Below are 24,771 nucleotides of genomic sequence, written 5' to 3'. Positions count from 1 at the left end.
TCCTGGTTGATTTTTAACCGGTAGTAAACCGGTTTAACTGGTTGGCGTTGACAGATTAAGGCCTCAGGGTATGCTAAGCAAGATAAATGTCGCCGGAAATCAAGCATTCCGGCAAAAAAGAGCAACTTGAAGGTTGGTAATCAATGTCCGAATTAGCCTTACGTCACGATTGGCAACGTGATGAAATTGAAGCGCTTTTTGCGCTACCTATGAATGACCTGCTGTTTAAGGCCCATAGCATTCATCGCCAGCATTTCGACCCAAATGAGGTGCAGATCTCGCGTCTTTTGTCGATTAAGACGGGTGCCTGTCCAGAGGATTGTAAATATTGTCCTCAGAGCGCCCGCTACGATACCGGCCTTGAGAAAGAGCGACTGATCGAGATTGAGAAAGTGCTCACCGAGGCGCGTGCCGCTAAGGCCGCCGGTGCTTCACGCTTCTGCATGGGCGCCGCCTGGCGTAATCCCCATGAGCGCGACATGCCTTATTTGAAAGACATGGTCAGTGAAGTAAAAGCCATGGGCATGGAGACCTGCATGACCCTGGGGATGCTCAGCGAATCTCAGGCTCAGGAGCTGGCAGAAGCCGGACTCGACTATTACAACCATAACCTGGATACCTCGCCGGAATATTATGGCGACATCATTACCACGCGTACCTATCAGGACAGACTCAATACCCTGGATAACGTGCGCGCCGCCGGCATGAAGGTGTGCTCGGGCGGTATCGTCGGCATGGGTGAGCAGGCCAGCGATCGCGCCGGGCTGTTACAGCAGCTGGCCAACATGGCCAAGCATCCCGAGTCTGTGCCCATCAACATGTTGGTGAAGGTTGCCGGTACCCCATTTGAAAACCTGGACGATCTGGATCCGCTGGAATTTGTGCGCACCATCGCCGTGGCGCGTATCCTGATGCCGCTATCTCGGGTTCGCCTGTCGGCGGGACGCGAGAAGATGACAGATGAGCTGCAGGCCATGTGTTTCTTTGCCGGCGCGAACTCCATCTTCTATGGCTGTAAGTTGTTGACCACGAGTAACCCGGAAGAAAATGAAGACATGACGCTGTTTAAGCGCCTGGGTCTTCATCCCGAGCAGGGGCAGGCGGGCACGGTGGAAGAGGAAAAGGCGGTATTTACCAAGGCGCAGGCCGCTAAAGACAAGGCCTCTAAGCCATTCTACGATGCGGCGGCCCTCTAATTTAAGGTGAGTAAGCCCATGACCCGGCCGCAGCAGACGCTAGCGCAGAAAATTGAGCAGAAGATGCAGCGCGCGGCGCAAAGCGGGCTGCTCAGGCGTCGTCAGCAGTTGGAGCAGAGTCCCGATTGCGTCAATCGTCTGGTGCATCAAGGCAGCATCAAGCATAACTTTGCTAGCAATGATTATTTAGGCCTGAGTCAATCGGGTGAGTTGATCGAGGCATTAGCCGAGGGAGCGAAGTGCTATGGCGTAGGCAGCGGCGCATCGCCCTTGGTGACAGGCTATAGCGAGGCTCACGCCAAGCTCGAACAGGCACTGTGTGATGCCACAGGCCATGAGGCCGCCTTGCTCTTTAGTAGCGGTTTTAGCGCCAACAGCGCCCTGATGAAGACGCTGCTGGACAAAGAGAGCGTGGTGGTGGCCGATAAGCTGATCCATGCCTCCTTGATCGACGGCTTACGTGAAAGCGGCGCGCTGCTCAAGCGATTTGTCCATAACGATATTGCTGGCGCGAAGCGGCTGACAGAAAAGCACCAGCCTCAGGCGATAGTCACCGAGAGCATCTTCAGTATGGATGGCGATCTGGCGCCCATAGATGAGCTTTATGGGGTGGCGAAAGACAATGGCGCCTGGTTAGTTGTCGATGATGCCCACGGTTTCGGTGTCTTGCCACTGGGCGGGCACAAGAGGGTCGATGCCAGTTGCTGCGATATTCAAATTGTCACTTTTGGTAAGGCGCTGGGCTGCCAAGGCGCGGCGATTCTTGGCTCGCGAGCCTGTATCGATTTTCTGGTGGCTCATGCCAGGGACTATATCTATTCCACCGCCTTGTCACCGGCCAGTGCCTATGTGGCGCTAAAGGCCGTTAATTTGGTGACTCGAGACGGTCAGCGCAGAGACAAGCTGGCTCAGGTGATCCTGGCATTTCAACAGGCCGCCAAGGCGAGGGGAATTGAGCTGCTCGGCAGCCAGACGCCCATTCAACCATTGGTGGTGGGGGATATCGACAAGCTTGCTAAGATCGATCTAGCGTTAAAGGCCGCCGGGTTCTGGGTGGGGGCCATCAGGCCGCCGACCGTGCCGCAAGGCAGTGCCAGGCTGAGGATCACCCTGAACGTGCATCATACCCAGGCCGACATCGACGCTCTGGCCGAGCAGTTGCAGCGAGTCTTGCAGGGCTAAGCCCGCAGAGGCGTATAATTTTTTCAGAGGAAGTCTGATTCTGTGTGTAGTGAATTAGCCAAAGATGTGCCTACGAATATGCCAAGCCAAGTGTCTAAGGCGCCGGATAAAGAGGGGACTAGCGTGGTTAGCCCTGTATCTACGGCCGACGTTGACAAGATAGCGGGGCAGTTCTCTCAGGCGGCCCGGCACTATCAGGAACATGACAAGGTACAGCGCCTCAGCGCGCAGCGGCTCAGGGCAAGCATGTCTCCTGTTGGCCGCCTGTTAGATATCGGTTGTGGTCCAGGTACAGATTTTTCAACCTCGCCTCAATTGACTCAGGTAATAGGGCTGGATATTGCGCCGGGGATGTTGACGCAGATGCAATCTAGCTTTCCCGCCTATCAGGCGCTGTGCGGCGATGCCCAGGCGTTGCCCCTATCCGATGCCAGCATAGATACCCTCTACTCAAACCTTGCCCTGCAGTGGTGCAGCGATATCAAGACGGCCATAGGTGAGCTTGCCAGGGTGCTTAAGCCTGGCGGTCAATGCCATCTCGCCATCGTCGTCGATGGCAGCCTGGCGGAGCTCGATGCCCTTGGGTTAAGGGTCAATGCCTTCGAGGCCGCCCAGACGGTTCTCTATGGGTTTAGCGATAACCAGTGGCAAATTGAACACCAAACGGTAGAGGCGCTGCGGGTGCATTTCGACGATCTTAAGACGCTGCTTTATTCCATCAAAGGGGTCGGGGCCTCTACGGCGACGGGGGTTAATGACCAGCCATCAGTCAGGCTGCGCGGTCGCCGGGATTGGCAGTCACTGTGTGAGCGCGTCGAGGCAATGCGTCAGCCAGAGGGACTTCCCTTGACCTATCAAATCTTATTTATTCATGCGAGCCGTAAGGCGAGTTAAGGAAAGGGTTCATGCGTTATTTCATCGCCGGCACAGATACCGACAGTGGTAAGACGCTGGTGGCTTCCTCACTCCTCTATCTAGCGAGTAAGCAGGGTAGCACCTTGGGGGTTAAGCCCATCGCTTCGGGTTGCGAGCAGACGTCTGAGGGACTGAGAAACAGCGACGCCCTGGCATTGATGGCTCAGTCCAATGTGAAGCTTGCCTATGAAAGAGTGAACCCCTTTGCTTTTAAGCCTGCCATCGCGCCGCATATCGCCGCCAAGCAGGTAGGCGTGACCCTTAATGCCGATCTGGTCACGGCTCACCTTAAGACGCTGCCATTTGATCAGGTAGATTTCGCCTTGGTTGAGGGGGCGGGTGGCTGGCGGCTGCCGCTTAACCATGCGCTTCGCGTTCAGGGTAAGCTTAATCCACAAGCCTTTCTTTCCACTGTGGCAATCGATCTGCAGCTGCCGGTGATCTTGGTGGTCGGGGTTAAGCTGGGTTGCCTCAACCACGCACTGCTGACTCAAGAGGCAATTCAGGCCGATGGGGTAAAGATAGCTGGCTGGGTAGCAAACTGCGTCGATCCCGATATGCAGGTGACTGACGAGAACCTCTTGGCGCTTACTGCCTTGATGGACGCCCCATGCCTAGGTGTCATCCCACATCTTACTGAATGTTCTAGCCAAAACGCCGCGCAATACTTAGATCTTACCAAGCTGGCGCCCGGTCAAGGTTAGCCAACGCTAGCTGACATAGTGCCTGTTGAGTGGAGGCTTGATGATTAACAAAGCGCCATTTCTTGGTTGCTGGGGTAATTATTAATAAAGATTAACGGCTTATCCCATCAAAGCCGATAAATTTAAGATTGGCTTAATATAGGGCTTCTAGACTCCACGCAAAGGTCTACACTTTTTGGCGTGGCTGCACATTCAATCGTACCCACCAAAAAAATTTTTACGTTCAACCCTTGAACTCTGACTTATCGGACATATTATGTCGTTAAGAGAGGCTGATGACACATAGGGTGTCTCATACAGGGCTTATAGGAGCTTACATGAAGCGTATTTTCTTATTGATCGCGACAAACATGGCAATCTTGCTGGTCGCTTCAATTGTGATGTCTATTTTAGGGGTTAACACCTCGACCATGGGCGGACTATTGGTCTTTGCCGCCATCTTCGGTTTCGGCGGCGCCTTTATCAGCTTAGCGATCTCTAAGTGGATGGCGAAGAAGACCATGGGCTGTGAAGTGATCACCACACCACGGGACAACATGGAGCGCTGGTTGGTCGATACCGTTGCACGTCAGGCTGAGCAGGCGGGCATCAAGATGCCTGAGGTGGCCATTTATCAGTCACCCGAGCTGAACGCTTTTGCCACAGGCCCTAGCAAGGACAACTCGCTGGTTGCCGTGAGTAGCGGACTGCTCTACGGCATGACCCAGGACGAGATCGAGGGTGTATTGGCCCACGAGGTGAGCCACGTAGCCAACGGTGACATGGTGACCCTGACCCTGATCCAGGGCGTGGTCAATACCTTTGTTATCTTCGCCGCGCGTGTGGTTGCGAGCATTATCGACAACTTCGTTGCCAGCAATGACGAAGAGGGCGAAGGCTTGGGTATGTTTGCCTACATGGCCGTGGTCTTCGTGATGGATATGCTGTTTGGTATCCTGGCCTCAATGATCGTCGCTTACTTCTCACGTGTGCGTGAGTTCAAGGCCGATGCCGGTGGGGCGCAGCTTGCCGGTAAACACAAGATGATTGCGGCGCTGGACAGATTGCGTCAAGGCCCCGAAACCGGAGCCATGCCTGCACAGATGGCCGCCTTCGGTATCAATGGTAAGAAGTCGATGGCCGAGCTGATGATGAGCCATCCACCACTGGAAAAGCGTATCGAAGCATTACGCGCACAGTAATTAAGTTTTAATGACGAAAACGGGAGCCCAGGCTCCCGTTTTTTTTGTCTCATTTTTGCAGCCAGCTTTTGGGCTGAGCAATGGCCGGGAAAAATGTCCATATGCATAGCCTGAGTGTGACGCAGATCATACTTATATGTGAGTATGAGGCTTGTGGCATAGATATTTGATTAAGTGCACATTTTTGGCGAGTGGCTACTGTTAGTATGCCCGCAAGAGAAATTTGCCTATTTGCAAAACCTTAGCTATTTTAAGCTGAGTTGTGCAATCTAGGAACAAGGCAGGATGGGACATAATAACTAACCCCACAACGCCAAACATAAGAGAGGAAATTATCGTGAGCAATAAAATTCTAAGTGCGTTATTCGGTGCTGGTTTAGCGGCGCTTGCATTGTCACCAGCTGCAATGGCAGAGCCACAAGAACTTGCAGAGATGCATGCTGAGATGGAAGGCTGTGAAGCGTGTCACGCAGACGGTGAACCATCAGCCGATGGTGCTCACGAGTTTGAGCAGTGTCAGAGCTGTCACGGTACACTGGCCGAGATGGACAAGGTGCACCAGCCACACGACGGTAACCTGATGTGTGCCGACTGTCACGCACCACACGATTCTAACGTGGGTGATAAGCCTGCATGTGACAGCTGCCACGACGATGGCCGCACAGCAGATTCCGTGCTGAATAAGTAAGATCCTTGTAAGATAATCGACAAACACCGGCAGCTGCCGGTGTTTTTGTATGTGTCGCTGGCAGAGCCTGTCTGCCTCTTTTCCGTCTATACGAATGCCAACTCGGTAAGATAAAACTCATCTTTCCCTCACCAAACATTAGTAGAAAAGTATTACTCCTCTTCATTGAATAGATATTTTGTCTAGCCTGACTTAATACTCTTTGTGGACGTAAGTCCTTTGTCTTAGCTAGATAATCTTGGCCAGAAAAACAGATAGGTGCGCCAAGGAAGGAAACAAATTTGATGCAAGCAGTCTTTAAGGTCGGGCAATTTGCCTGGCGCTGGGCATTCTGCCAGTTGTTCTTGTTAGGGGCGCTTTTTGGCGGCCAGCCTGTATGGGCCGATGATCTCAGTAGCCTAGATGAGTTAGCCCATGGTGATAACGCCAGTATCATGCAGCTTGGGGATGCACTACAGGCTGATATTACGCAGAGTGGCGGCGCAAACCGTGCGCTCATCACGCAATCGGGCGTGGCGAACAGCGCAGGCGTGCAACAGCAGGGGATTCACAACCAGGCTTATTTGCTGCAGCAAGGAGAGGCGATAGAAGCCAGCCTGTTGCAGGTGGGGGTGAACAATAGCCTGATAGCCAGTCAGCTTGGAGCTAGCCTATCTTTGGTGGTGGAGCAGCGAGGCAGTGATAACCAGGCCTATGTGCAACAGAGTGGTTATGACAATGAGGTCAGTATTTACCAAAACGGTTCGGGTCATGGGGTGATAGTGACACAGTGGGGCAATGCACAAAGGGCAAGTGTGACTCAGGGTTATCGTTAGGGACGGTGCAAACAAGTCGTCGCACAGCTCTGGCTTTGATAGCTGCGACAGTTCAAGGCATTCAACTGAGGGCATGCCGAGGCCTGCTGAAGTTGAATAACGCCGAAATGGTGTTGCTATCAAAGCCCAGCAGGGCGAGGCTTACAGCGGTATTTGCTGCGTTACAGTTCTTGCGAAGGACTAGGGCCATTCGCTGCAAACTGTGCCTTGCATCTATCCACTTTAAGCACACGCAGAGCAAGCACGGGACTTATTCGCACCTTCCTTAGCAGTAAGGCGGTGAAAGATAGGGTGAAGGGATCTCGCCTAGAACAGATAATCTGGTAGAGCTTGATAAAAATGGCGCAATTAAGATGTTATTTTTAATTCTATAGTTGTTATTATATGTGTCGGTTTAATGGAATACGCTTATAACTAGCGACATGGAGTGAGCAGGATGTTCAAAGTGATAAATTGGGTAGTGGTATCGCGATCGCAGTTGTTGATTGATCTGTTGGAGACGCGTTGGCCCCAGGAGTTTCTGGTTAAACTGGCTAAGGTCACCCCAGAGAGTGTTGAAGTGACCATGAGTGAAGGGAATTACTCTTTGGTTGTTATCGATCTCGCCACCATAGATGTGCAGCGCGCCTACCAGGTGCAAAAGCAGATCGAGAAGCGCCACAGCGCCCGAGTGGTATTCTTACACTATCCGAAACAGATAGACGCAAGATTTCTAATTTCCCCCATTACCGCCGCCGTCTTCTATGGTGATGCATCCTTAGAGCAGATAGGCAAGGCCTTAGCCAATGTGCTGCGTGGCCAGACGGTGATCCCCCATACTTTGGTATCGGCTTCTGCGGATCAGGAGCAGCTGGACGGCGCCGACAACCTGACGATTCGCGAGCGCGAGGTACTGCAGGCCTTGCTGACAGGCAGTACTAACGTGGATATCGCCAATCAGTTGTTTGTCAGCGAGAGCACCATCAAGACACATCTCTATCGGGTGTTTAGAAAAATTGGTGTCTCAAGCCGTGGACAGGCGATTGCCTGGGCACAGACTCATCTGCATGAGGTGCAGCAGTGAAATATGTTGGCCGCTTACTCTTGTTAGCGGCCTTCTCGGGCCCTGTTTATTGTCAGGGGCCTGATGTCGACGAGGGCAGTAAAATGGCCGCGCAGAGTACCAGTGACACGCCGCCCAGGCTGGAGTCTGATCTCATCGATGGCTTGATCCTCAACCGGGCGATGACTCGTGTCGGTCACAGATTTTATCGTGAATTTGTCGCCGCCTATCGCGATATCGGCGGCATGACTGAGCACGGTGGACTGAGTATTGTCGAGTTGGCTACTGCGCGTAGTGGCAGCAAGATCAGTGTGTTACACAATCGCAAACCTATCTTTGTGACTGTGGTGTCACCGGCGGGTCGGCAGTTGGATAAGCTGGCGGAGCAGGTGGCCAGGCGTGTCGACAGTATATTGAAGCAAAACAAGAAACAGGCTAGCTGGGCTCAGTGGTTGGATCCCGATTTAGCGCCTGATGAATTTTAATAGGGACATTAAACCATGAATCGAGCTAAGTCTCGTCTGTCGATGGCTATGCTATTGACGGCCGCGTTCAGCCTGAGCAGTCAGGCGACACAACTTATCTATACCCCAGTTAATCCCAATTTCGGTGGCAGCTATCTTAACGGCTCCTACCTGCTGGCTAACGCCTCGGCGCAAAACGATCACAAGGGGGGCTCAGGGTATACGCCTCCCAGTGCACTCGAGCGTATGGCCAGCTCACTGGAGTCTCGCCTGATGAGCCAGCTCTTTAATGATGCGGCCAATGGCGGCGAGGGGTACCTCAAGACAACCGACTTTGAGATCCAGGTGGTCAACGAAGATGGCATGCTGCTGGTGCATATCACAGACCTATTAACCGGTGAGACCACGGTTATCGAGGTGGGTGGGCTGAGCGATAGTTCGAGTGTAGGTGGCTAACGATGAAACCTTTGTTGATTGCCGCTGGCCTGCTACTACTCTCTGCCTGTTCCACCACCAGTGACCTCGAACAGGTGCAAGCCTCCTCAAGTCTGATGCCGAAGGGCGAGAGTTACTATGATCTCATTAACCTGCCTGCGCCCCAGGGGGTAATGCTTGCCGCCGTGTATGACTTTCGTGATCAGACCGGTCAATATAAGCCCATCCCTTCCAGTAACTTCTCTACCGCCGTGCCCCAGAGTGGCACCGCGTTTCTGGCCCAGGCCTTGAATGATTCTAGCTGGTTTATTCCCGTCGAGCGTGAAGGATTACAGAATCTACTGACCGAGCGCAAAATCGTCAGGGCAGGCCTAAATGGAGAGGCCAACAAGTTGCCACAGCTTAATTCGGCGCAGATTTTGATGGAAGGCGGTATCGTTGCCTATGACACTAACGTCAGAACCGGCGGCGCCGGCGCCCGCTATTTAGGCATAGGTGCGGCAACCCAATTTCGTGTCGATACCGTAACGGTTAATCTCAGGGCGGTGGATATTCGCACCGGACGCTTGCTCAGTAGCGTGACGACGACAAAGTCAATCCTATCGAAAGAGATCACCGCCGGTGTGTTTAAGTTTATCGATGCACAAGAGCTATTGGAGTCTGAGCTTGGCTATACCTCTAACGAGCCGGTGAGTCTGTGTGTGGCATCGGCCATAGAGAGCGCGGTGGTACATATGATCGCCGACGGTATCTGGAAGGGTGCATGGAATTTAGCCGATCAATCCAGTGGCCTAAGCAGTCCCGTGTTACAAAAATATTGGTTGGAAGCCCATTCCGAAGCCAGAGTACGCGCAAAGATCAATCAGGGATGAGGCGGACTGTCGAGATGGTTCATACTTTTGTATTGTCATTATGATACTGTATAGCGCTTTAGTATTACCGGTCTAAATCGGTAGTAACTATTTTGCTACTTTGACCCAACATTGCATAACTATATATTTTTATTGTTTTTTGGCTCGTTTCGGTTTCACATTTACCCTCTCTGAGGTAGAATCCGTCAAGTTTTTGACTTGCTGAATAGGTACGATGAAGAAGTTAGCATTGCTGTTAGTGTTAGCGCCACTTTACGCACATGGATTGGCGCCTTTTGGGCTTGATTGGGGAGAGGATGTCAGCCGGTATGGCGAGGTCAAACGCCAGGGAGATGAGCTCAGGGTAGAAACCCATGCTTTACCTAAATCTTTATCTTTAGCCAATGACTATGTGCTCTATGCCGATAAGCAACACGGGCTACTAAAGGTCACCATGACTAGCAAAATCTATGGCTTATATGATGATTATAATCAGGATTTTAATTTTATTAAGCAATCTCTGATGGATAGTGGTTATCAAACTACAGAGTTTATCTCTAGTGAGATGAGTTCATATAAATGCGTATTACAGGGAAGCTGCTCGGGTAAGCGCTGGTATGGCTTTGTGGGCGATGGCACTAATGTGGCGCTGGAACAGTTGGCCAAGACGCGCCAAGATGCCTTTATCAAGTTAACCTTCAAGGCGCCTAAGTTGCTGCAGATAGAGGCCGAGCGTGAAAATCTTAAGCAACTTAAACAGCAAGATCAGATGAACAGCGATAGATTAGCATTCGATTAAATAGCACTTAACATTAAATCTTGGCCAGTGTCGCTGCGATGAGTAATAAGGCCCACCTGTTCATCTGGTGGGCTTTTTTGATCTCTGTGCTAAAAATCATCACTCGTTAACCGAGTTAACTCCTTTATTTATATGAAGGATCACAAATTGGTCATTTGTGAGTATACTGACAGGAATAACGTCACATCGAGGATAGTGCAATGGCCGAAGAGACCATTTTCAGTAAAATTATTAGACGCGAAATTCCCGCCGATATCCTATATCAAGATGAGTTGGTTACGGCCTTTCGCGACATTCAACCTAAGGCGCCAACCCATATTCTCATCATCCCTAACCATCTTATTCCGACGGTTAACGATGTGAAGGCATCTGACGAGAAGGCATTAGGGCGCATGATGACGGTGGCGGCTAAGCTGGCTGATGAGGCGGGGATCGCCGAAGACGGTTATCGTCTCATCATGAACTGTAATAAGCATGGCGGCCAGGAAGTCTTCCATATTCATATGCACCTATTAGGCGGCGATTTTATGGGACCGCTGGTGTCGCGTTAATCCTGACTTACTTCTGGACTGTGTTGAGCAATGAAGACAAATCCTGATTTTTTCCCGCTGACGGACTTGGCCACACGCTTTGTCGGCCAGCTAGTGCAGTGCCGCCGACTCGGACTCAGTGTGCTTGAAGCCAGCGAACAGCACGTGTTGATCGAGCTTCCCTATAGCAGCGAGCTGATCGGTTACCCCGATACCGGTGTGATACACGGCGGGGTGATCACCACCTTGATGGACACCGCCTGTGGTACGGCGGTGGTGTGCAATATTTTCGATAAGTACAAGTCACTTGAGTTATCGCCAACGCTGGATCTGAGAGTCGATTACATGAAACCGGCCGAGCCAAATAAGAGCGTTTACGGTTTTGCGGAGTGTTATAAGCTCTCTTCGAGCGTGGCCTTTACTCGCGCCATCGCCTATCAGGATTCTATCGATGACCCTATCGCCCATGCGGTGGGCTCTTTCATGCGCATCAGCCCAGAGATGGTGGGTGATGCCTTCAGACAGGCCTTGATGGGAGAAGGGGAATGACCATGGTTTCGCCAGAGGCTAATCAGGCACTAAACGTTAAAGATATCGTCAAGAAGGCCACCGAGCTCAACGATTTCGGTCACCTGTTGGCACACGTACCTTATGCAAAGTTTATCGGCATGCAGGTGGCACGCTTTGGCGACGAGCTGGTGTTTCAGCTACCCAAGAAAGATGAGAATATTGGTAATCCAACCCTGCCGGCCATTCATGGCGGGGTGATCGCCGGTTTCATGGAGATGTCGGCGATCGTACAGTTGATGGTATTTATGCAGACCACTAAGGTACCCAAAATTGTCGACTTCTCTATCGATTACCTGCGAGCCGGCCATCATAGAGACAGTTTTGCCGAGTGCAAGATCACTCGCCAAGGGCGACGTGTGGCCAACGTGAACATCAACTGCTGGCAAACCAACCGTAAGGCGTTGATCGCCACGGCACGAGCCCATTTTCTGATAGAGTAACCGAGTCAATGGTTGGCGTTAGGAGGGTAAAGATGAACAAGGGATTAGTGTTAGGCTGCATGTTATTGGGACTGGCAGCCTGTGCGCCGCATACCGGCGGCATCATGACCAGCTCTACCGGCGAGGTGAGGGTGGACAACGGCTCCTTCCACTCGGATGTGGATGTCAGTGGGGTGACGACCCAGGCCGAGGCCGGTTTCTTGCGGGCCCGCGCTACAGTTATCAGCAAGGCGGCCACAGATCTCCATCTGCAATATAAGTTTACCTGGTACGATATCAATGGTGCGACGGTGGAAGATGAGGGCGTGAGCTGGAAGGCGCTTAAGCTCCATGGCAAGCAGCAGATGCAGGTAACGGCCCTGTCGCCTAATGCCACTGCGGTGCGCTGCGAACTCTATGTGCGTGAGGCCATTTCCAATTAAAAATTGCTTTCAGCAATGAGTCGAGCGAATGATTTGATGAAAACGTCAGCAATGCTGGCGTTTTTTTATGGGTCAGGCGCAAATTTTGCGTTAAATATGTCAACTCTTTGTATGAGTCATGTATAATCGGCCTCGCCAAGGGGTGTTAACGCCAAGCCATAGGCTTTGTGATTGACTGAGATGTCCGCTGGACGAACCCTTAGAACCTGATCCGGCTAATACCGGCGTAGGAATGGGCCACATCACTAGATTCAACGCGATCTGTCTGTGCATTCTTTCTCGCTTTCTTAAGTGCCGGATCTCAATATTAATTTGAGGTCCCATGTTTACATTAAAATCTTATTCACCCATCGCCCTTGCCGTCGCTGCGGCGTTAACTCACACCAGCCTGATGGCGAGCGATACGCCGCCGACTAATGACGAGATGGAAGTGATCGTCGTCACCTCTGATTTTCGCCAATCCAGCCTGGACAAGGTGCCATCGAGCATCAGCGTTATCGACCAACAGCAGATAGAAGACGAGGGCGCCCAGCACTTCGAAGACGTACTCAACGGTATTGCCAACTTCAACTGGTCTGGCGGCAGCTCACGGGCAAAATACTTCCAGATCCGCGGCGTCGGCGAGCAGGAGGAGTATCAGGGGGCGCCTAACTCCTCCGTGGGCTATATCATAGACGACATAGATCTGTCTGGTATTGGGATGATCTCCAGTATGTACGATCTGCAGCAGGTCGAGGTGTTGCGTGGTCCTCAGGGGACTCGCTATGGTGCCAACGCCCTGGCGGGACTCATCTATCTTAAGAGTAACGATCCCACCTCGGTATTCGAACATGGCGCCGAGGTGCAACTGGGTGATGATAACCTGCGCACCTTTAGCGGTTTCAGCTCTGGCCCATTGAGTGATTCGGGTAAGCTCTTGTACCGCGTATCGCTGCAGCAACATGAGCAGAACGGCTATCGCGACAACCTTTACCTGGGCCGAGATGACACCAATGGCCGTGACGAGTTTACCGGCCGCATCAAGTTGCGCTGGTATGCCACAGACGATCTGGTGGCGGATCTCAGCCTGATGCACGCCGATTTTAACAACGGCTATGATGCCTGGACACTGGACAACAACGGTTTCGATACCCTTACCGATGAGCCTGGCGTCGATAAGCAGCGCACCACGGGTGGCTCTTTAAAGCTGACCTATTCGGGCGCCGACAGCTTCGAGCTGGTCTCATTAAGTTCAATGGCTCAGAGTGATACTCACCACGGCTACGACGGCGACTGGGCAAATCCTGCATATTGGGCTGCCCGCAGCTGTGAGGGTGAGCCCTGCCAGTATGACTACACCTGGAACAAGCTGGGCGACAGAACCACCCTGTCTCAGGAGTTTCGTCTAAGCTCCACCGAGGCGGGACGTATCTTAGGCGGTAGCACAGACTGGTTGGTGGGTGTCTATGGCCTGAGACTCACAGAAGACAATGACACCACCGAGGTCTACAACGGCTGGGAAGACAACCTCATGGCCGAGTATGAGGCGACTAACCTGGCCGTTTTCGCCCAGTTAGACAGCGACCTGGGCCATGGCTATGCGCTCTCTGTCGGTGCGCGTCTCGAGCGCCGCGAGAGTGACTACAGCGACTCTGCCAACGATGCCTTCGCGCCGTCTGAGAGCATGTGGGGTGGCCATATTGCCCTGAGCAAGACGCTGAGCCCAGAGCATCAGGCCTATGCGCGTATCGCCCGCGGCTATAAGGCAGGTGGTTTCAACATGTCGCTGCCGACTTCTTTGAGCGATAAGAAGGAGTTCCAGGCAGAGACTCTGTACAACTATGAGCTTGGACTCAAGTCCGAGTGGCTCAATGGCGACGCCACCACGCATTTCTCGCTGTTTTACATGGACAGACGCGATCAGCAGGTCTCAGCCTCGCAGCAAAACCCGGATGAACCACAGAAGTTTATCCTCTATATCGAAAACGCCGGTAGCTCCCACAACTATGGTGCCGAGCTGGAAGCTAACTGGTATGCCACTGATAACCTTAAGCTATACGGCACGCTGGGCTGGTTAGAGACCGCCTATGGCGATTACGCCTACCAGGATAAGTATGGTGGACTGGTGGATCTCAGTGGCCGCGAACTGGCTCACTCGCCTAACCTTACCTATAGCGCGGGGGCGACCTATCGCAGCGATCTGGGGTGGTTCGCCAACCTGACCACAAGTGGCAAGAGTGAGTTCTACTACTCAGACAGCAACGATTCTAAGTCAGAGCCCTATACTATCTTCAATGCCCGTGTTGGTTATGAGACAGAGACCTGGTCGGCTTACCTTTGGGGTCGCAACCTGTTTGACGAGCAGTATGGCGTGCGCGGCTTCTATTTCGGTAACGAGCCAGATAACGGCTGGGCCGACAAGCAATATATCCGCTACGGCGATCCTCGCCAGCTAGGCGTTACGCTTAACGTCAAGTTTATGTAATCGCCTGTATAGTTGCTTATTACGACAGGGGCGGGCAGGGCTCGCCCCATTAAGGAGTTAAGATGAAATTAACGGCTGAAATCAGCATGTATCCCCTCAAGGATAACTATATCGATCCCATCAAATGGTTTATCGGCAGGGTAGATGGTTACCCCAACATAGAGCGCCGTACCAATGCCATGGCCACTCAGGTGTGTGGTGAGTATGGCGAGGTAATGCAGATGTTGGCCACCGAGATGGAGGCCGCCCACCAGAAGTGGGGCAAGGCGGTGTTCGTGGTCAAGTTTATCGGCGGTGAGCTGGACCTGTCCCATCAGGAATAAGGCCAAAAGGCGAATAAGGCAACGGGAGCGACACTCATCCTATGATAGATTTCTGGTCCGCTTTGGTCAGCACCCTGACCCAGGCTTTCGAGCAGGCCAACGCCATGACGGCCTGGGAGGCCGTTGCCGTGGTCTTGGCACTGGCCTACCTGGCGCTGGCGATGCGCGGCAACATCTGGTGCTGGGCGGCGGCGTTTGTCAGCACCGCCATCTATACCTTGCTGTTTTGGGAGGTCTCCCTGCTGATGGAGTCGCTGCTCAACGTCTACTACATGGCGATGGCTGGCTACGGCTTCTGGCTGTGGCGCTATGGCGGCGGTGAAGACCATGGTGTCGAGGTTGTGAGCTGGTCGCTGGGACGGCATATCTATCTGATTGTCGCGACCAGTGTGGTTTCCCTGGTGGTCGGCCACCTAATGGCGAGCTACACTCAGGCTTCGTACCCATATCTGGACGCCGCAACCAGCTGCTTTGCCGTGATGACTACCTATCTGGTGGCGCGCAAGGTGCTGGAGAACTGGCTCTATTGGGTGGTTATCGATTTTGTGTCCATCTACCTCTATCTCAACAAGGGACTGATGCTCACCTCTATGCTGTTCATCTTGTATGTAGGCATGGCGATAGGGGGTTATTTCCTATGGCGTACCAGCATGCAGCAGCCGAGTCAGGGTGACTACTCCTATGACTAGGGCGAGTCTTGCCGTACTGTTCGTCGAGGCTGAGATCTGATGTCAGGCGATAGTCGGCGTGATGGTTTGCGTGAAAGCCTGCCTGAGGCGGTTAAGACGCAGCTGGCCAGCCTTGGCTGCCCACTCGATGCGACCACACATATACAGGCGCTCTCGCGGGGGCTGAGCAACCAAAATTATCATCTGAGCAATGCCGGCAAGCAGCTGGTGCTGCGGGTCAACAGTCAGGCGAGTAGCCAGATCAGTGCCCGGGATCATGAGGTGGCGAACTGGCGTCTGGCACAGCGGCAAGGCATAGCTCCCGAGCTGGTATATGTGTCGCCTGACAACCGCTTCTATCTGAGTCGTTTCATCGACACAGAGGAAGATTGGAGCCGCCTGATGACGGCCAATCCCGCTCATCCGCTGCAGGATGAAGCCGTTACCCGAACCGATGCCGAGGTGTTGCTGCTGGAGCTGCTTCGCGGCCTGAGTTATCTGCCCGTGCCAGAGAACCCCATCTCTGTGAGCGAGCAGTGGCGGCGCTACTTTCAACGGTTAGCCAGCGTAGCCGAAGGTTGCCGAACTCCTGCGCCATATCGCGATCAATGGCAGCAGAGGTGGCTTGAGCTTAAGGCCCATCGAGTGCGCGTCGATGCCGTCCTTGCAGAGCTGGATGCCTGTGAGCTGGCACCGCAATACAGCCACCGCGATCTCAACCCCCATAATCTCTTGATGAGTCAGGGGCGGCTCTGGTGTATCGATTACGAATATGCCTGTAGCTCGCATCCCTTGGTGGATCTCGCCAGCGTGCTGGCGACCCATAGGCTCTCCACTGAGCAGCGCCATAAGTTGATTTTGGGCTACCTCGAGGGGCATCCCAAGCTAAACCACAAGGCGCAGGCGGCTATTCCGGCGGCGCTGGCACTCTATTGGTATTTTGCCGCCTGTTGGGCGCTGTTGATGGCCAGTCAGGGCGGGACAGAGGCGGGCGAGAGTGCACCAGATGCGAGTCTGCCTCACAGCGTGAGCGACTATCTGCAATGCTTCGACGACTTCATGGTGCTCATCGTCTGACTCTTCTATCTCCCCATCTCCCCATCTTCCTAAATCCTCTTACGCTTGTCTTTATGCAGTCTTGCTGAAATTAAATTGTTCAGCTAAGGGTCTATTAGGTAATGACAAAATAATGAGAGAGTGAGGTTATGCAGAAACTGTACGCTAAATTTACCCAGGGGAGCGCCCAGCTTGATGGTGTGGCGGCCCTGGCATTGAGGCTTTATCTGGCGCCCGTACTGATGCAAGCGGGTTACAACAAGTTGTCCCACTTTAGCGATACGGCAGCCTGGTTCGGCAATGCCGAGTGGGGATTAGGTCTGCCCATGCCCGAGGTGATGGTGGCCTTGGCGGCTGGCAGCGAGTTTGTCGGCGGGATCTTGTTGATCCTGGGCTTAGCCACCCGATTGATCTCAATTCCCTTGATGGTCACCATGGCGGTGGCGGCCTTTAGCGTGCATTGGAAAAATGGCTGGTTGGCCATCGCCGATCCTAGCTCTTGGCTGGCCAACGAGCAGGTAATGGCGTCTGCCGAAAAACTCGCGGCGGCCAAGTCGCTGTTGCAGGAGTATGGAAATTATGACTGGCTGACCTCCTCGGGTAACTTTGTGATCCTTAACAACGGCATCGAGTTTGCCGTGACCTATCTGTTCATGCTGTTTGCCTTGTTGATCATAGGTGGTGGACGTTATACCAGCCTGGACTATTGGATTGCCCGCAAGTATCTGCCAAAGGCTTAAGCAAACGCGGTAGAGTGTAAATCCCACTGTTTTGGTGGGATTTTTTTTACCAATTTGTTACCCTCGTAGTCGGTATTAATGACAGGATAATCTTTGTGGATGCGATCGAACTTCTGTTGACTCGGCAGTCTTGCCCCAGATTAGTCGCCCCGGCTCCCGATGAGGCGCAATTAACCCAGATCTTAAACGCCGCGGTGCGAGTGCCGGACCATGCCGGCCTTACGCCGTGGGAATTTATCGTCGCCGAGGGTGATGGTTTAACCCGCCTGGCGGATCATTTTGTGAAGGCCATGGAGCAAGATGGTGGCGACGAGGCGGCAGTCGCTAAGGCGGCCAACATGCCGATGCGCGCCCCTATGGTGGTGACTGTGGTGGCTAAGGTCAGCGATCATCCTAAGGTGCCGGCGCTCGAGCAACATATTGCCGCGGGCTGTGCCTGTATGGCAATGCAGCAGGCGGCCTTCGCCCTGGGGTTAGGTGGCATCTGGCGCACCGGCCCCTTGGCCTTTAATCGTTATCTGTACCGGGAACTAGGCCTGGGCGAGCAAGATCAGATAGTGGGCTTCCTCTATCTGGGCACGCCCGCGGTGAAGGCGCCGTTAAAGCCGCAAAAATCTGCTGGTTCGGCGGTGCGTTACCTCTGATAAGAGGGATAGCCCTAGTTTTAGGAAGCGATAGAGATTGTGAAGCCTGGCCAGGGACTTTCGACTTTGGTCGGGTTTACAGGGCGGTAAAAACTGGCAAAGTGGTCAGGAGCCTGCATCCTACCTATGCAAGGTTTTCACCCTAAGTGATTGTGTTGCCCGCTTGCTGCGGGCATTTTTTTGTCTGTGGGAAGAGGTAGCTAAGACGCTAACGCTAGCCCCCAGCATAAACTCTTTTTTATACCCCCACACCCACATTGAGGCTCTCGAACCAGTCGAGGAACTGCTTTACCTGGGGACCGCGGAAGATCCTGCCGTGCTGAGGGCAGAGGTATTGAATATCCAGCTTACGCACCCGCTTTATCCAGTCATTCTTGGCACGATTTGATGGCATCCACCTCTGATGAAAGTAGGCCATCTTGGCGCAGTGTTGCTCGAAATCATCCACATAAATATCAGCCTGGGGATCCTCCAGCGCCGCGCCAATATCGCCGCTCATCAAGACCTTAGTCACTGGGTCATACACATGAAAGTTACCCGAGGCATGCAGGTAGTGGGCGGGAATAAACTGCAACTCGACTTGATCTAGGCTCACGCTGCCGCCGTTGTCGGCGATAGGCTCGTAGCTGATGTTATTCATGCCGAAGTGGCGGATAAATCCCTCCCATAGCCAGGGAGAGTATAGCTTGGCCTTGGGCAGGGTTTGGTCCCACAGGCCGAGTGATGAGATGATGTCCGGGTCCTGATGAGAGGCAAACAGATGGGTTAGCTGGCTGAGGGGGATATGCTTGACGATATTGGCCAGCATGGCCGCAAACAGCTCTATGCCACCGGGATCCATCAACAGGGCATGATGGCTGCTCACCACCATGTATTGGTTGGTGTCGATGATCTTATCGGGTTTTTCGGGGTCGCGACCGAAGTAGAGCCATTTGTGGGTGGGGGTTTCTATGATTAGCTCACTCTTCATGGTGCGACTCCTTGTCGTTAGCTTTTCGGTATAAAGGGGGATCAGGGGGCTGTGTTGCCAAAAAGGGTAATGGCATGGTCGACCCGGCGGCGGATCAACTGGGCCACATCATCCACCCGGTTTGCCACGTCGTTGAATATGGTCTGGTTGGCGGTGTCGACCCGGCAGGCCTCGATGCGGCAGATGGAGGCCAGTATATTGGCGGTGCGCAGGTTACGTTTCAGCTCAAACAGCTGGTTTTCCATCTTGTCGATGAGACGATCAAACTCCTGCTGTAACTTGCTGTGATGGGCTTGGGTGGCGGCTACGGCCGGGTTGATGGTATCGCCGTAAGGCGCGCCATTGGCCTTGAATTTCGCCTGCTGAAAATGATTGAGTGCGACTGCCGCCCTGGCGGTCTCTGTGGCGAGACGACTGGCCTGGTGAGCCAGTTGATTGATGTCGGTGGCCGCCTTCATGGTGTAGGAGGCCAGATCGTCGATGAAGCCGGTTAGCGCCTTGAAACCGAGCGCCGCATTGCCCACCCGCGCCGAGGCTGCCTGGGCATTGCTGGCGGTGAGATTTATCTGTTTGCAGTAGCTAAGTGTCTGATTGAGCTCGGCGGCGACCACTGCCGCAATGACATGATATTGACTGATTTTCGGCGCGTGTTGTGTCATTAGAACCACTTCCTATGTAGAACCAATCACAGTATAGTCGAGATCACCCAATGCGAAAGTAACCTAGGAGAATGAATTGCTTACCCTAGAAACAGAGCGTCTCATTTTGCGTGAAATGACGGTAAAAGATGCCCCCTTTATGCTCACCCTGCTCAACAGTCAGGGCTTTGTCGACAACATAGGTGATCGCGGCGTGCGCACCCTGGCCCAGGCGGAAAACCACCTCATCGAGGGGCCGATCAACAGCTATCAGGAACATGGCTATGGCATGTACTGCATCGAACTCAGGCAAAGTGGCGAGCCAGTCGGCGTGGCTGGCCTGGTGAATCGCGAGCAGCTGCCCGGTATCGACCTTGGTTATGCCCTGTTGCCCGAGTTTCTGGGAAAGGGCTACGCGGTCGAGGCCAGCCGCGCCGTGCTAGCCCACGCCAAGGCGCTCAGACTCAGCAGCCTGCTGGCCATAGTGAAAGAACGCAATGGTCCCTCACGGGCGCTGCTTGAGAAGCTCGGCTTCCAATGTCAGGAACTTATCGCCTGGGGCGAGGGCGACGAAGTATTACTTTACAAGATAACACTTTAATTAAATTGGCTATTTTGATAGCGTGTGTATTAGCAATCTCGTGATCTAGCTTGTAAACAAACTCGGAAACTATCTGGTCACCGTCTTGAAAAAAGCGGTCTTGTAAAAAGCAGTCTTGTAAAAAGGTCATCTCGAGTAAACAAGGCCACAGGCTAAACAGGCAATTTCATCTATCGGTCATATGGCTTTGTTATAACAAACCCATTGGAGCATCAACATGAGTCAGGACGCATTGAGAGGCTGTTTAAGTGGTGAGCGTGTAGTGTTAGAGCCGCTGCAGGAGGAGCATATTCCCGCCCTGTCCATCGCGGTCAGCGACGGCGAGCTGTGGAACCTCTGGTACACCTCGGCGCCGCATCCCGATGAGATGAAGACCTATGTCGAGCAGGCCCTGGCCAGCGAGCAACGTGGTGAGGCCTTGGCCTTTGCCGTCAGAGACAGACACTCGGGGGAGATTGTCGGCTGTACCCGCCTGATGTCATGGGATCAGACCCACAGACGCATAGAGATAGGCCATACCTGGTATGCCAAGGGGGCGCAGCGCACTGGGGTAAACAGCGAGTGTAAACTCCTGCTGCTCACCTATGCCTTCGAGACCTTAGACGTGATTGCGGTAGAGTTTCGCACCCACTGGCACAATCAACGATCCCGCGAGGCGATCACCCGCCTGGGCGCCAAGCAAGATGGCGTGCTGCGAAATCATCGCATTCTGAAAGACGGCACCATACGCGATACCGTGGTTTACTCTATCATCGCCTCAGAGTGGCCGACCGTGAAACAGAACCTTAAGTTTCGAATGCGCCAGTATCAAGAACAGCAATAATACCAATCACAGTAAATATGTGATCAGAAATAGCGCAGGAAAAACGCTTGAGAACAAAGCAGGATTTTTAGATAAGTAGTTATTCTACAATTAAAAATACTAATACAGTTATCGAGCGTTTTAACAAGCTAGAATGATCAATTGTTTATTACGATTGGTATAAGTTAACTTTACATATCAGGGAGGATAAATGTCGGGAGAATTACGCAGGGCAAGCTTGGAAGATGCCGCCGTAGTCGCGAGTCTGTTTGACGAATATCGCCAGTTTTATGGACAGGCGAGCGATATAGACCTGGCCAGCAAGTTTATCAACGCCAGATTGGCTCGCAAGGATGCGGTGATCTTCTTGATGTTGGATGCCCAGGGCAATGGACTGGGTTTTTGTCAGCTCTATCCCAGTTTCAGTTCTATCCATGCCCGCGCCAATCTTATCTTGAGCGACCTCTATGTCACCCAGCATGCCCGCTGTGTCGGAGTAGGGCGACGATTGATGAACACCGCCATCGATTATGCCAAGGCCAAGGGCATCGCCTCTATTTTCTTAGAAACCCATAAAGACAACCATCAGGCTCAGGCGCTGTATGAGTCACTGGGCTTTAAGGTCGAGCAAGAATTTTTAAGCTATAACCTTGATATTCAGTGACATCTAAAGTAGAAATGATTCAAACTCATTGCTCAAGGACAGTATTGATGCGCAAGACTCTCACACTTTCGCTGTTAGCCCTCATGGCCAATAGCGCAGCCGCTGCTCCCTCAGAAGCCGAATTGGCCTTCAACAAAGAGGTGCTGGAGTGCGCCGCCTATTATCAAATCGCTTCAGAGACCATCGCCGGCATGAATGCGCCGCAGATGAAGCCAGTGGGTGAAAGGCTTAAGCAATCTGGTCAGGATGCCGTCACCCTGGCGAAAAAGTATCAGGATGCCGACAAGGTCGAGCAGCAGCTTGCGGCGACCATCGCCGATCAAAGAGCCAGCCTGCCGAGCAATAACAATCTTGGTAGTCTCATGGGCCGCTACAAAGGGCCTTGCCAGAAACTGATGGCCAATCCGCAGCAGCGTCTGGATTATTGGATCATGGCAACCATGTAAACTCGTCTGAGTGGCCGATTAATTTTTCGAAAAAGAGTGCGCTGGTGCACTCTTTTTTGATCGAGCATGAAACAAGGATTCGACTAGACTGGTCTAGGTAAGAGTGATCTTTACTCGCTCGTTTTCATGGAGACTCGATGAACATCTATTTTCTCATCGCCGGCATCATCGCCATCTTGACCTGTATCGGCCATTTTACCTTAGGTAAGACCCGTTTCTTAACCCCTATGCTTGAGGCCGATTTCGACCCCATCGCCAAATCTGTCATGCACTGCGTGTTTCACTATATCTCGGTCTTTCTGGTGCTGTCGGCGCTGGTGCTGCTGGCCTGTTCCTTTGCCATGGTGTCTAGCATGCAAAGCTATGGCTTGCTGCTCTTTATCGCGCTGAACTTTGTATTGTTTGCCATCTGGCAGATCTACATAGGGTATTTTGCTGAGATGAAGGGGGCGTTTCGTTCTATGTTTCAGTGGATCTTCTTCGCCCTAGTGAGTGCCTTTACCCTGGCGGGTATCTTGCTTAATTAATCAAAGGGCTAATCTAGCGCTAAATCTAACGTTAAACCTAGCGCTAAATTTAACGCTAGGCCAGGGGCGAATCTAGGGTGATTCCAGGGTGAAGCAAGGATAGCGCTAGGATGCCAGGGAAGGGGATACAGGCTTAGTGTTGTGTGAATCTAACTCTCGCAATAAAGCTGAATCTCACGATAAATCTAAGTCTCACGATAAAGCTAAGTCTCAGGATAATAAAATTCACGAATCTAAAGCTCTCGAAGCTAAAGCTCTCAAAGCTAAAGCGAGTAAATCGAAATCTCGTGAACCTAAAGCTCATGAATCTAAAGCTCGTGAACATAAAGCTCATGCTAATAGCTTATCGATTCAAATTAGGCCTGAAGGTTATTCGCCCAGTGGCGCACTCGCTTCGTAGCAGCTGTTCGTGGCCTGGCAATCATTGTCCTGGCTGCTGAGGTAAGTGGTGTTCAGTGCTGGCTCATCATCTTTAAAGCTGGCCCACTCGCTCTTGATGGTCGACAGCCAGCCATCTTCCTCTGCGCCCAAGTAATTGGAGACGTCGACAAAGGTCAGCCAGAAGGCATAGGCCACGATTGAATAAATTGTAAAACGAAACATGATTTTCACCCTAGCGTCACTAAATTAGAAACGCACTATACGCCGCTTTTTTGAAGAAATAAACTGTCAATGTTTTGCCGCGAAAACCACCTGCCAAAACTTCATCAAGCCGATGTTTATAAAGCAATAAATTTTATTTAGCTTTGTCTGATGTTGGTAAAAATGACGCCGTCATTTTATTAGCAAAAAGCCTGTTTTTTGACTCTTCGTGGGGAAAGTTTGGAGAGTTGGCATTGTTTTTGACTAGCGGCTTGGTGGCTGAGATGGGATTTTTAGGTGGTGATTTAGTGAGCGATTTCGGCGCTCATTTTGTTAGTTGTTAGTCCAGCGTATGCCTGTATTCGTGTCTACATAGTGGAGTTGAAGGTCGTAACTTCAGGGTTATTTAACGCCTGTTCGGCGCGGGGAGGTTTCTCAGTTGATTTTCTGTTGAAGCGTTTACCAGCATTCGTGTCTACATAGTGTTGTCGAAGATCGCACCTTCAGGGCAACCTAACGCCTGCCCGGCGTGGGGAGGTTTGTCAGTAGATTTTCAGTTGAAGCGTTTACCAGCATTCGTGTCTACATAGTGGTGTCGAAGGTCGCACCTTTAGGGCAACCTAACGCCTGCCCGGCGTGGGGAGATTTGTCAGTAGATTTTCAGTTGAAGCGTTTACCAGCATTCGTGTCTACATAGTGGTGTCGAAGGTCGCACCCTTAGGGCAACCTAACGCCTGCCCGGCGGGGGATGTGTAAGCACTCTTTTGGCACGCTGTGAATAGATCCTTATACGCTTCACGGCGGCGTCCATGCCGCCGAGAGCCAAAAGAGTGCTTACACTGGGGGTTAACCGTTTCTTCGATTTAGCGTCATTAGGTTGGCATTGAGACAAGCGATTATTTTTTGATAAAAAACAGGCGAATATGTGACATAACATGTTGATAGCCATTAACAAAATAGATTAAAGTATCACCACTTAAGGACAGAGCTAGGCCAAATCGAATCAAACATCGACTATGCCATTCAGGGAAGGAAAGCCAACCACCATGCGCCAACTGACGCCCTCAAAATTTTACTCTGACCCAATTTATTTTCATGCTTGGCCTCCTACCTTACAAGGTAGCTTACCTTGCAAGGTCTCACTAATAAGTTGTTAGCTCTCTGAGTTGTATATTTCGAGGAATCTATGGCTGAAGAAATTGATTACTACTTGAATAAAAAACCGGGTAAGACGTATATGAGCCGCAGGCTTGTAATATCCGGGGAACGAAGGTTAAGGCATGCCTCAAAAGTTATAGATTCTGTAGTGGCATAGTGAATTTGGCCACCTGAATAGACGAAGTGATAGACTCACTTCTGGAAAAAAGGTGGTAGAAATGAAGAACACAAGACCGACATTCAGTGCAGAGTTC

30 protein-coding genes and 1 riboswitch are annotated in these 24,771 nt (G+C 52.2%); of the genes, 27 read left to right on the top strand and 3 right to left on the bottom strand.

The annotated features are described in order from the left end of the window. Window positions 1-143: 143 nt before the first annotated feature. The 22 genes from bioB to L2731_RS18805 all read left to right on the top strand — a co-directional run bounded on the left by bioB (window position 144) and on the right by L2731_RS18805 (window position 18,129). A complete protein-coding gene (bioB, locus tag L2731_RS18910; RefSeq protein WP_249254842.1) occupies window positions 144-1,196 on the top strand; it encodes a biotin synthase BioB in 1,053 nt (350 codons plus the stop codon). 18 nt (window positions 1,197-1,214) lie between these two features. After that, window positions 1,215-2,378: an 8-amino-7-oxononanoate synthase gene (locus L2731_RS18905; RefSeq protein ID WP_249254841.1), complete on the top strand. Its 1,164-nt coding sequence runs from the start codon at window positions 1,215-1,217 to the stop codon at window positions 2,376-2,378. A 42-nt stretch (window positions 2,379-2,420) separates the two neighbouring features. Further along, complete coding sequence (locus L2731_RS18900; RefSeq protein ID WP_249254840.1) at window positions 2,421-3,272, top strand: methyltransferase domain-containing protein; 852 nt, start codon at window positions 2,421-2,423, stop codon at window positions 3,270-3,272. Between the two features lie 11 nt (window positions 3,273-3,283). Continuing rightward, window positions 3,284-3,997, top strand: coding sequence for a dethiobiotin synthase (bioD, locus tag L2731_RS18895; protein ID WP_249254839.1), 714 nt, complete (start codon window positions 3,284-3,286; stop codon window positions 3,995-3,997). A gap of 317 nt (window positions 3,998-4,314) precedes the next feature. Beyond that, window positions 4,315-5,178 carry a protease HtpX gene (gene htpX, locus L2731_RS18890; RefSeq protein WP_239850353.1) on the top strand — a complete coding sequence of 288 codons (864 nt, stop codon included), beginning with the start codon at window positions 4,315-4,317 and terminating at the stop codon, window positions 5,176-5,178. A gap of 337 nt (window positions 5,179-5,515) precedes the next feature. Beyond that, window positions 5,516-5,866: a tetraheme c-type cytochrome CctA gene (gene cctA / locus L2731_RS18885; RefSeq protein WP_041511609.1), complete on the top strand. Its 351-nt coding sequence runs from the start codon at window positions 5,516-5,518 to the stop codon at window positions 5,864-5,866. A gap of 284 nt (window positions 5,867-6,150) precedes the next feature. Continuing rightward, window positions 6,151-6,681, top strand: a complete 531-nt coding sequence (locus L2731_RS18880; RefSeq protein WP_249254838.1) for a curlin — start codon at window positions 6,151-6,153, stop codon at window positions 6,679-6,681. A gap of 436 nt (window positions 6,682-7,117) precedes the next feature. Further along, complete coding sequence (locus tag L2731_RS18875; RefSeq protein WP_249254837.1) at window positions 7,118-7,744, top strand: LuxR C-terminal-related transcriptional regulator; 627 nt, start codon at window positions 7,118-7,120, stop codon at window positions 7,742-7,744. Then, entirely contained in the window at window positions 7,741-8,208 is a 468-nt protein-coding gene (locus L2731_RS18870; protein ID WP_249254836.1) for a curli production assembly/transport protein CsgE, read from the top strand. The genes L2731_RS18875 and L2731_RS18870 overlap by 4 nt, the downstream gene beginning before the upstream one ends. 15 nt (window positions 8,209-8,223) lie before the next feature. Further along, entirely contained in the window at window positions 8,224-8,643 is a 420-nt protein-coding gene (locus L2731_RS18865) for a curli assembly protein CsgF (protein WP_415837085.1), read from the top strand. Between the two features lie 2 nt (window positions 8,644-8,645). Then, window positions 8,646-9,494: a CsgG/HfaB family protein gene (locus L2731_RS18860; RefSeq protein WP_041511482.1), complete on the top strand. Its 849-nt coding sequence runs from the start codon at window positions 8,646-8,648 to the stop codon at window positions 9,492-9,494. A 214-nt stretch (window positions 9,495-9,708) separates the two neighbouring features. Continuing rightward, window positions 9,709-10,272 carry a hypothetical protein gene (locus L2731_RS18855; protein ID WP_249254835.1) on the top strand — a complete coding sequence of 188 codons (564 nt, stop codon included), beginning with the start codon at window positions 9,709-9,711 and terminating at the stop codon, window positions 10,270-10,272. 200 nt (window positions 10,273-10,472) lie between these two features. Then, complete coding sequence (gene hinT / locus L2731_RS18850) at window positions 10,473-10,823, top strand: purine nucleoside phosphoramidase (RefSeq protein WP_041511480.1); 351 nt, start codon at window positions 10,473-10,475, stop codon at window positions 10,821-10,823. 30 nt (window positions 10,824-10,853) lie between these two features. Further along, complete coding sequence (locus tag L2731_RS18845; RefSeq protein ID WP_239850359.1) at window positions 10,854-11,351, top strand: PaaI family thioesterase; 498 nt, start codon at window positions 10,854-10,856, stop codon at window positions 11,349-11,351. Continuing rightward, window positions 11,348-11,812, top strand: a complete 465-nt coding sequence (locus L2731_RS18840; RefSeq protein WP_041511478.1) for a PaaI family thioesterase — start codon at window positions 11,348-11,350, stop codon at window positions 11,810-11,812. The genes L2731_RS18845 and L2731_RS18840 overlap by 4 nt, the downstream gene beginning before the upstream one ends. A gap of 32 nt (window positions 11,813-11,844) precedes the next feature. Further along, the gene (locus tag L2731_RS18835) at window positions 11,845-12,234 is read left to right on the top strand and encodes a YcfL family putative periplasmic lipoprotein (protein ID WP_041511477.1); all 390 of its coding nucleotides are present in this window, start codon (window positions 11,845-11,847) and stop codon (window positions 12,232-12,234) included. 128 nt (window positions 12,235-12,362) lie between these two features. Beyond that, a riboswitch (TPP riboswitch) is annotated at window positions 12,363-12,484 on the top strand. A 72-nt stretch (window positions 12,485-12,556) separates the two neighbouring features. After that, the gene (locus tag L2731_RS18830; protein WP_249254834.1) at window positions 12,557-14,698 is read left to right on the top strand and encodes a TonB-dependent receptor; all 2,142 of its coding nucleotides are present in this window, start codon (window positions 12,557-12,559) and stop codon (window positions 14,696-14,698) included. Window positions 14,699-14,760: 62 nt separating this feature from the next. Then, entirely contained in the window at window positions 14,761-15,021 is a 261-nt protein-coding gene (locus L2731_RS18825; protein WP_041511475.1) for a hypothetical protein, read from the top strand. A gap of 41 nt (window positions 15,022-15,062) precedes the next feature. Continuing rightward, window positions 15,063-15,710 carry a nicotinamide riboside transporter PnuC gene (gene pnuC, locus L2731_RS18820; RefSeq protein WP_249254833.1) on the top strand — a complete coding sequence of 216 codons (648 nt, stop codon included), beginning with the start codon at window positions 15,063-15,065 and terminating at the stop codon, window positions 15,708-15,710. A 39-nt stretch (window positions 15,711-15,749) separates the two neighbouring features. After that, complete coding sequence (locus L2731_RS18815; RefSeq protein WP_249254832.1) at window positions 15,750-16,766, top strand: phosphotransferase; 1,017 nt, start codon at window positions 15,750-15,752, stop codon at window positions 16,764-16,766. Between the two features lie 128 nt (window positions 16,767-16,894). After that, the gene (locus L2731_RS18810; RefSeq protein WP_249254831.1) at window positions 16,895-17,485 is read left to right on the top strand and encodes an HvfX family Cu-binding RiPP maturation protein; all 591 of its coding nucleotides are present in this window, start codon (window positions 16,895-16,897) and stop codon (window positions 17,483-17,485) included. 95 nt (window positions 17,486-17,580) lie between these two features. Continuing rightward, on the top strand, window positions 17,581-18,129 hold the full coding sequence (locus L2731_RS18805; RefSeq protein ID WP_249254830.1) for an NAD(P)H nitroreductase: 549 nt from the start codon (window positions 17,581-17,583) through the stop codon (window positions 18,127-18,129). Between the two features lie 238 nt (window positions 18,130-18,367). Here L2731_RS18805 and L2731_RS18800 read toward each other — a convergent pair whose 3' ends face one another. Both L2731_RS18800 and L2731_RS18795 read right to left on the bottom strand, forming a co-directional pair. Further along, window positions 18,368-19,099 (bottom strand): oxygen-binding di-iron domain-containing protein, encoded by a 732-nt coding sequence (locus tag L2731_RS18800; RefSeq protein WP_239850366.1) that lies wholly within the window; start codon window positions 19,097-19,099, stop codon window positions 18,368-18,370. 41 nt (window positions 19,100-19,140) lie between these two features. Beyond that, window positions 19,141-19,758, bottom strand: a complete 618-nt coding sequence (locus L2731_RS18795) for a chemotaxis protein (protein WP_249254829.1) — start codon at window positions 19,756-19,758, stop codon at window positions 19,141-19,143. Window positions 19,759-19,834: 76 nt separating this feature from the next. Here L2731_RS18795 and L2731_RS18790 point away from each other — a divergent pair, with 76 nt between their 5' ends. From L2731_RS18790 to L2731_RS18770, 5 genes are all read left to right on the top strand, one after another. Beyond that, window positions 19,835-20,338 carry a GNAT family N-acetyltransferase gene (locus tag L2731_RS18790; protein WP_249254828.1) on the top strand — a complete coding sequence of 168 codons (504 nt, stop codon included), beginning with the start codon at window positions 19,835-19,837 and terminating at the stop codon, window positions 20,336-20,338. A gap of 217 nt (window positions 20,339-20,555) precedes the next feature. Then, window positions 20,556-21,161 (top strand): GNAT family N-acetyltransferase, encoded by a 606-nt coding sequence (locus tag L2731_RS18785; RefSeq protein ID WP_249254827.1) that lies wholly within the window; start codon window positions 20,556-20,558, stop codon window positions 21,159-21,161. A 190-nt stretch (window positions 21,162-21,351) separates the two neighbouring features. Next, window positions 21,352-21,804, top strand: coding sequence for a GNAT family N-acetyltransferase (locus L2731_RS18780; protein ID WP_249254826.1), 453 nt, complete (start codon window positions 21,352-21,354; stop codon window positions 21,802-21,804). A 47-nt stretch (window positions 21,805-21,851) separates the two neighbouring features. Continuing rightward, a complete protein-coding gene (locus L2731_RS18775; protein ID WP_041511466.1) occupies window positions 21,852-22,250 on the top strand; it encodes a hypothetical protein in 399 nt (132 codons plus the stop codon). Between the two features lie 137 nt (window positions 22,251-22,387). After that, window positions 22,388-22,777, top strand: a complete 390-nt coding sequence (locus L2731_RS18770) for a hypothetical protein (protein ID WP_239850371.1) — start codon at window positions 22,388-22,390, stop codon at window positions 22,775-22,777. Between the two features lie 369 nt (window positions 22,778-23,146). Here L2731_RS18770 and L2731_RS18765 read toward each other — a convergent pair whose 3' ends face one another. Next, window positions 23,147-23,380: a hypothetical protein gene (locus L2731_RS18765; protein ID WP_249254825.1), complete on the bottom strand. Its 234-nt coding sequence runs from the start codon at window positions 23,378-23,380 to the stop codon at window positions 23,147-23,149. Between the last annotated feature and the right edge of the window lie 1,391 nt (window positions 23,381-24,771).

Source organism: Shewanella aquimarina, from assembly GCF_023349185.1.
GTDB lineage: Bacteria > Pseudomonadota > Gammaproteobacteria > Enterobacterales > Shewanellaceae > Shewanella > Shewanella aquimarina.
The sequence above is the reverse complement of the archived record's forward strand: the minus strand, read 5'-3'. Positions and strand labels throughout refer to the sequence as shown.